Annotated in this window: 6 protein-coding genes; 3 read left to right on the top strand and 3 right to left on the bottom strand. The window is 63.2% G+C overall.

Translation table 11 applies throughout. The features are described from left to right. Positions 1-447: 447 nt before the first annotated feature. Both AAHM41_RS38295 and AAHM41_RS38290 read right to left on the bottom strand, forming a co-directional pair. Complete coding sequence (locus AAHM41_RS38295) at positions 448-804, bottom strand: chaperone modulator CbpM (protein ID WP_342241889.1); 357 nt, start codon at positions 802-804, stop codon at positions 448-450. A gap of 1 nt (position 805) precedes the next feature. Beyond that, a complete protein-coding gene (locus tag AAHM41_RS38290; protein WP_342241888.1) occupies positions 806-1,711 on the bottom strand; it encodes a J domain-containing protein in 906 nt (301 codons plus the stop codon). 872 nt (positions 1,712-2,583) lie between these two features. On the opposite strand from AAHM41_RS38290, the gene AAHM41_RS38285 reads away from it, so the two are divergent. From AAHM41_RS38285 to AAHM41_RS38275, 3 genes are all read left to right on the top strand, one after another. Then, entirely contained in the window at positions 2,584-2,913 is a 330-nt protein-coding gene (locus AAHM41_RS38285; protein WP_342241887.1) for a c-type cytochrome, read from the top strand. A 536-nt stretch (positions 2,914-3,449) separates the two neighbouring features. Next, positions 3,450-3,875 carry an Hsp20/alpha crystallin family protein gene (locus AAHM41_RS38280; protein ID WP_342241886.1) on the top strand — a complete coding sequence of 142 codons (426 nt, stop codon included), beginning with the start codon at positions 3,450-3,452 and terminating at the stop codon, positions 3,873-3,875. A 25-nt stretch (positions 3,876-3,900) separates the two neighbouring features. After that, positions 3,901-4,299: an Hsp20/alpha crystallin family protein gene (locus AAHM41_RS38275; protein ID WP_342241885.1), complete on the top strand. Its 399-nt coding sequence runs from the start codon at positions 3,901-3,903 to the stop codon at positions 4,297-4,299. Positions 4,300-4,917: 618 nt separating this feature from the next. On the opposite strand, the gene AAHM41_RS38270 is transcribed toward AAHM41_RS38275, so the two are convergent. After that, positions 4,918-5,727, bottom strand: coding sequence for a cation transporting ATPase C-terminal domain-containing protein (locus AAHM41_RS38270; RefSeq protein ID WP_342241884.1), 810 nt, complete (start codon positions 5,725-5,727; stop codon positions 4,918-4,920). Positions 5,728-5,923: the final 196 nt, after the last annotated feature.

The following is a 5,923-nucleotide window of genomic DNA, read 5'->3' as shown; positions in this document are numbered from 1 at the left end:
CACCGACGCACTGCCTCGCCACGCAGTGAGATATCCGGGATAGAGCCATACGGCGTGTCGGATCGCCGCCGGCGCGAACTGATGACGGGCGTAGGAAATCGGCTCCATGCGCCTGCCCTACCGCGACGCTGCTCACTCCGTCAAAGTTCCCGTGACAATGCCGCTCCGGATCAAGACGCCTCGGCGCGCCTCCGATGTGCAGGCGACATCGTGATGCGATTTGATCGAGCTGTGTATCAGCTTGCTGTCGTAGTCCGGCAATATGTGGTCACCCCGAGGATTTCGGCAGCCGATCGGCGTCCGGGCCTCCGTCCAATGAGAGTCATGAGCGCCCCGAATGCCAATCGATGAGGTCAGGGCCTGCCTGTGGCCAGCCTGGTCCGGCCGATTCCGGCCTGGCTGGCGAGCTCGCGGGCCCTGGCCGGCGCCGCCGGCCGGAGAACCAGGTCAAGCCGCACCGGGTGGCCTGTCGCCGATCGGATCTTCGGCTTCGCCCCGCAACTCAGCCAGCAGCTCGCGCCGCAACGGCTCGGGCAAGGCTGAGAGACCCGCGGACAGCCGCCGCAGGGCGCCGCGCAGACCATGAATCTGGTCAATCAGGCCGAGGACGACCGCAACGCCCTCGTCGTTCACCTCCAGATCCTCCCGCAACTCCCGGATCAGCCAAGCACGCGCGACGTCGAGCTCGGAGAAGGCTGGCCCCGCGTCCCGTCCGCGCGGCGCCAGCCAGCCGGCCTCGATCCAAGCCTCGAGCGCGGCGGCATCAAGCCGGACCAGCAGCAAGAACTCGTCGATCTCGTACATTTCACGCCTCCCCTGCCCGCGGGTCATGCGCCTTGCCCGCTTCCCAACCTGCGGCGAAGGCCTCGAGTTCGGGATCCGGCCCGTCGGGCAGCACAATCACGAGCGTCACATAGGCGTCGCCGCGCGAACCATCGGCCCGCTTCACGCCGCGGCCCTTGAGCCGAAGCGTCGTCCCGCTATTGGACCTCTTCGGCACCGTCATCACCACAGGGCCGGCCGGCGTCGGCACCTCGATACGGCCGCCGAGCACCGCCTCGTGCAGGCTCACCGGCAGGTCGAGGTGGATGTCGTCGCCCTTGCGCACGAAGTGGCGGTGCGGTCCCACCTCGACCTCCACCAGCAGGTCGCCAGGCCGTCCGCCGCCGGTGCCCGCGCCACCCTTGCCGCGCAGACGCAGCACCTGCCCGTCGCGGATCCCGGGCGGTACCGTGACCTCCACCGTCGAGCCGTCCGGCAGCGTCAGCCGCTTCGTCGTGCCGTTGACCGAGTCGAGGAACTCCACCCGCAGGCGTGCATGCAGGTCTGGCCCGCGGCCCTGAAAGCGGCTGCGGCCGCGGCGCCCCAGCAGTTCGGCGAGCACCTCATCCGCATCGGCGAAATCGGCGAAGCCGGCATCGGTCGCATAGGCGTGGCCCTGCGCGCCGGGGGCGCCTGCGAAGTCACGGTAGAAGCGTGGCCGTTCGGCGCCCGAGGCGTCGATCTCGCCGCGGTCGAACCGGGCGCGCTTCCCGGCATCGCCGACCAGGTCGTAGGCCGCCGAGACCTGCTTGAACCGCTCCTCGGCTGCATGGTCGCCGGGATTGAGGTCCGGGTGCAGCTTCCGGGCGAGCCGGCGGTAGGCCTTGCGGATCTCCTCCGGCGGGGCGTCGCGCGTCACGCCCAGGATCTCGTATGGGTCTTCGCTCACCGTTCCCCCCTGTGCCGTGCGGCGGTACCGGCCGGAGAACGCACGGACCGGCCGCGGCGGCCACTTTGTTGCACGGATCGGCCGGTTGGCGCTCGGAGCTGGGCCGCGCAGGAGGGCGCCTCTTCCGTGTTTCCAGGATGCCGACCGCGCCGTTCATGGTCAATCAGGACCGCCGTCGCTCCCATCCCAAAGCAGCGGCTACCGGATAGCGGAATGGGCGAAGTCTGACGCCGCTTTGCGGCAGCGCGGGAGCTTGACGGTGTGATTCACCGACACGGCGATCGCCGCTTGGCGGGCTGGGCGACGCACCACGCCGGGTGGGCGGCCCACTCCTCGGCCCTGGCGATCCAACGATCTGGCGCCGCGGGCTATGCTGCGCTCTGTCCGGCGTCAGACGGAGGGCGCTGGCAGGGGCGCGCCCAACGAAGCCCGGTCATCTTCCTGGCCGCTGTCATGAGACGGGGCAGTGCCTCGGGGGGCTGCCGACGTAGCGCCTAGAACGCCTCACTGCCGTGCCGCGTGGGGTGGACCGGCCGCGGGGGCGCAGCGCGGCTCCTTTCCACGCCCTGCAGGGTCGCGCGGCTGCGTCTCCGACATTGCGCGATGCGAGGGCCGTCGCCCTGACCCTGAGGACGGCGGATCTGCCCGGTGTCGCCCCCGGCGGAGGCCTCGGCCATTACCGGCAACCCGCGGCTGCGGCAAAGCAGTCCGTTAGAGGATGCCGGCGCCCCCTTTGCCGCCGTCGATCAATTCCGCGCCTGTCGTAGGCACTTGCCGCGGCGGCTGTCTCGCCACGTCATGTATATTGGGCCTGTTTCGGCTCCGACGCCTCGGTTTCGGCTGCGGCTTGGGGCATCACAAGAGAGGTGATCATGCGACGTCTGCCTGGCCTCGCCCTCGGGGTAGCCCTTTCGACTATGCCGACGGTCGTCAGCGCCCAGGAGGTGGGCGATCCGCTCCAGGGCCGTGAACTTGCCGAGCGAGTGTGTGCATCGTGCCATGCGGTCGAGCGGGGACAGGCCTCGTCCCCAAATCCGCAAGCGCCGAGATTCGAAACGATTGCCGCGGTGCCTGGGATGACCGGAACGGCCGTGTCCATCTTCCTTCGGACGCCGCATCGTGCAATGCCGAACCTGGTACTGAACGCTGAGGAAATCAGCAACGTCGCCACTTACATCCTCAGCCTGCGGGACAGTCGTTGACTTACGGCCGAGCGGCGGTCCGCAACTCGCGTATCACGCTTGTGCTCGTCGATCTGGCCAATCTGCCGCGCGCGCTCTACACCGGGACAGTTCTCGAGCAACGGATTGATGGAGGCGCCGATGTCTGATGGCAGCGTGAACACGGTCCAGATGGCAGCCGACCCTCTTTTTTGTGGATCGGCACAAGGTCCCGGTGTCGATCGGCAACGCAAACCATTGATCGCACGGGGACTGCCACGGCCACGCACGGAGACCCGTTCACAGTCTGATGCTCCCACAGCCTGATCCGAAGCAGTTGTCATCTGACACGCTGAAGCGGTCATGCTCGACAACGTGACAAGTCGCTCCGCTCGACCTCTTTCCTGGTTTCAAAAATTTTGACGCAGATCAAGTCCGACTATTCGATTTGGCGTATTCTCTAAACAAGAGGAAATGCCGGACGGGCAATCGTTCCAATTGATCCTATCGTCAACGGCGTGATGGGGTCTGGGCGATCTTGATCGTCCGCATTGGGCCTACACGCCAGGAGGTAGCTCATGATCAACAGGTTCGGAGATCCGTTCGAGGCGCTCCTTGCGATCCAAAGAGCACTCGATGCGCGGATATCGAGCGACTGGATGGGCAGTCGCACGAGCGGCACGGGCAGTTTCCCGCCCATCAACATCTTCCAACAGGGCGACGATTTCGTTGCCATCGTCGAACTGCCCGGGATGGACAAGAACAATCTCGAGATCGAGGCAAAGGAGAACACGATCCGGATCTCGGGGCGAAAGACCATTCAATACGACGAAGGCGCCAGCATCCATAGGCGCGAGCGCATTTGGGGCACGTTTGATCGGACGATCTCGGTCCCAATTCAAATCGATCCGGATGCCGTCAAGGCGGACTACCAAGAGGGCGTGCTGGCGCTGTTCATCCCCAGGGCCGAAAGTGACAAGCCGCGAACTATCGCTATCCGATAGCAGACATCCATGCTGGAGAGTCCCCATGGCATCGAAACAAGAACTGCAGGTTCAACAGAAGCGCGAGGTCGAGAAGAAGCAGGAAAGCACAACGCCGACGCGCTCGTTTTTGCCGGTAACCGACATCTTCGAGACCGACCAGTCGCTTACTGTCGTGCTGGAAATTCCTGGTGTCACCCGAGACAATATTGATGTCGGAATCGAGAACGATCTCCTGAAGATCGAAGGGCGGATCGATCACTCGACATACGAGGAGCTGCGGCCAGTCTATACGGAGTACAATATCGGTCATTACGTCCGGAGCTTCCAGATTTCGAGCAAGATCGATCAGACCGCTATCAGTGCAGAGTTGAAGGATGGCGTGCTGACCTTGACGCTTCCCAAAGCCGAGAAGGCAAAACCACGCAGGATCGAGGTGAAATGATCATGAAGCGAAGCGGCGCCGGGACTTTCAAAGAGGCATCCCTCATGGAACGGGACCTCGAGAAGAAGACCTCCCTGTAAATCGGCATGGGGTCCCGGTGACGATCAGCGCGGTAAGTGCCTGATTTCGCGCGATACTGAGGGCCCAACCTGGTGCCTATTCACACCGCACAACATAGTTACCGAAAGATCCAGACCAGGTTACTATCGCATCCAGCGGTTTTGGAGCGTGACCGGCTTCGGCGACCCAGGCTCGCAATATGTTTTCCAGATGCGGCCAAATAGCGACAGATTTATTCGAATGGCCACTTTCGCAGCGACGTTCACACTACCCCTCAAGGTGAACCGCAGATACAGCCACACGGCACGCCGGATGATCGCTGGCGGGTACTGATGACGGGCATAGGAAATCGGCTGCATGCCCCTGCCCTACCGCGACGCGGCTCACTCCGTCAAAGTTTCCGTGACAATGCCGCTCGTTGGGCTCGACGGGTTCGACCGGCGCCGTCGCGAAAGAGCACGAGCAGCCGCGGGTACCCTCGATAAACGCAGAGGCCAACTGGTTGAGACGCGGCTGCGTCTTTCCGAATGCTGGGAGGGGCCGATGTTTGGACAGTAACTATCGCCGAATACGTTGGGCAGGACTCCCTTTGGCCAAAGCCGGCGGGTGTCGCCCAGCCCCTTTGAGGGGTGTTTCGTGCCTTCGGTAGAACCATGCTTTCACCCCTTCCGTCGCTGCGATGTAACCAGCGAGGATGACCAGCACCGACCCCATCTCGAGCGCTGACAGCCGCACGAACCCGAACGCCGAGGCAAGGGACCCGAGGAAGGGGATGGAAAGGGCGGCGAGGCTGACGACGACGGTAGTCCACATTAGCACGCGGCTCGGTATGCTACGGAACGCTGGCCGATGCGTTCGCAATACAAGGACAACGGCGAGTTCGGTCAATAGCGAAATGATGAACCATGTCGTCTGAAATGTCGCTTCATCAGCATGAAAGATAAGGAGCAAGATCGCGAATGTCAGCAGATCGAAGACGGAACTGACCAGTCCGAAGACGATCATGAAGTGCCGCACGTCCCGGATCTTCCACCGCTGGGGCCGCGTAACGGTTTCCGGATCGACGTTGTCGGTTGAGATCGCGATGGACGGTACATCGGAGAGGAAATTGTTGAGAAGGATCTGCTTGGCGGCGAGCGGGAGAAATGGCAGCAGCGGCGCCGCCAGCGCCATGCTGACCATGTTGCCGAAATTTGCGCTGGTCGTGATGCAGATGTATTTGAGCGTGTTGGGCTCGTTACAAGAACTGTGCGTAGGCATCCGACATCTGGGAACGGATGTGAACGCGCGCGATTGGAGGCTTTCAGAAACGAGGGTTGTCGCGGGTTTGACTGGCCCGACGGAGAACGGCCGCGTCGGCGCTTTCACAAACCTCGTCCATGGAAATCCGAATGACAATCGGTTTGCGAAAGAGGTGGCAAGCCTGCGGAAGACCCCCGCGGCCGCATGTTGCCAATCCGTTCACAGATTCCGGATGCCTACGGCCTACTCTTGTCATGACCCCTGCTAGCCCGGAATTCTCACACTGAGAGGGTGCATCGGGGCTTTGGATCTGAGAAAGTTT

It is taken from the genome of Inquilinus sp. OTU3971, assembly GCF_038440215.1.
Note: the sequence above shows the minus strand (reverse complement) of the source record. Positions and strands in the feature narration are given on the sequence as shown.

Bases quoted from the DNA above. Each gene is read 5' to 3' on its own strand.
- AAHM41_RS38275 (WP_342241885.1), top strand. From the start codon at position 3,901: ATGGCATCGAAACAAGAACTGCAGGTTCAACAGAAGCGCGAGGTCGAG.
- AAHM41_RS38280 (WP_342241886.1), top strand. From the start codon at position 3,450: ATGATCAACAGGTTCGGAGATCCGTTCGAGGCGCTCCTTGCGATCCAA.
- AAHM41_RS38285 (WP_342241887.1), top strand. From the start codon at position 2,584: ATGCGACGTCTGCCTGGCCTCGCCCTCGGGGTAGCCCTTTCGACTATG.
- AAHM41_RS38295 (WP_342241889.1), bottom strand. From the start codon at position 804: ATGTACGAGATCGACGAGTTCTTGCTGCTGGTCCGGCTTGATGCCGCC.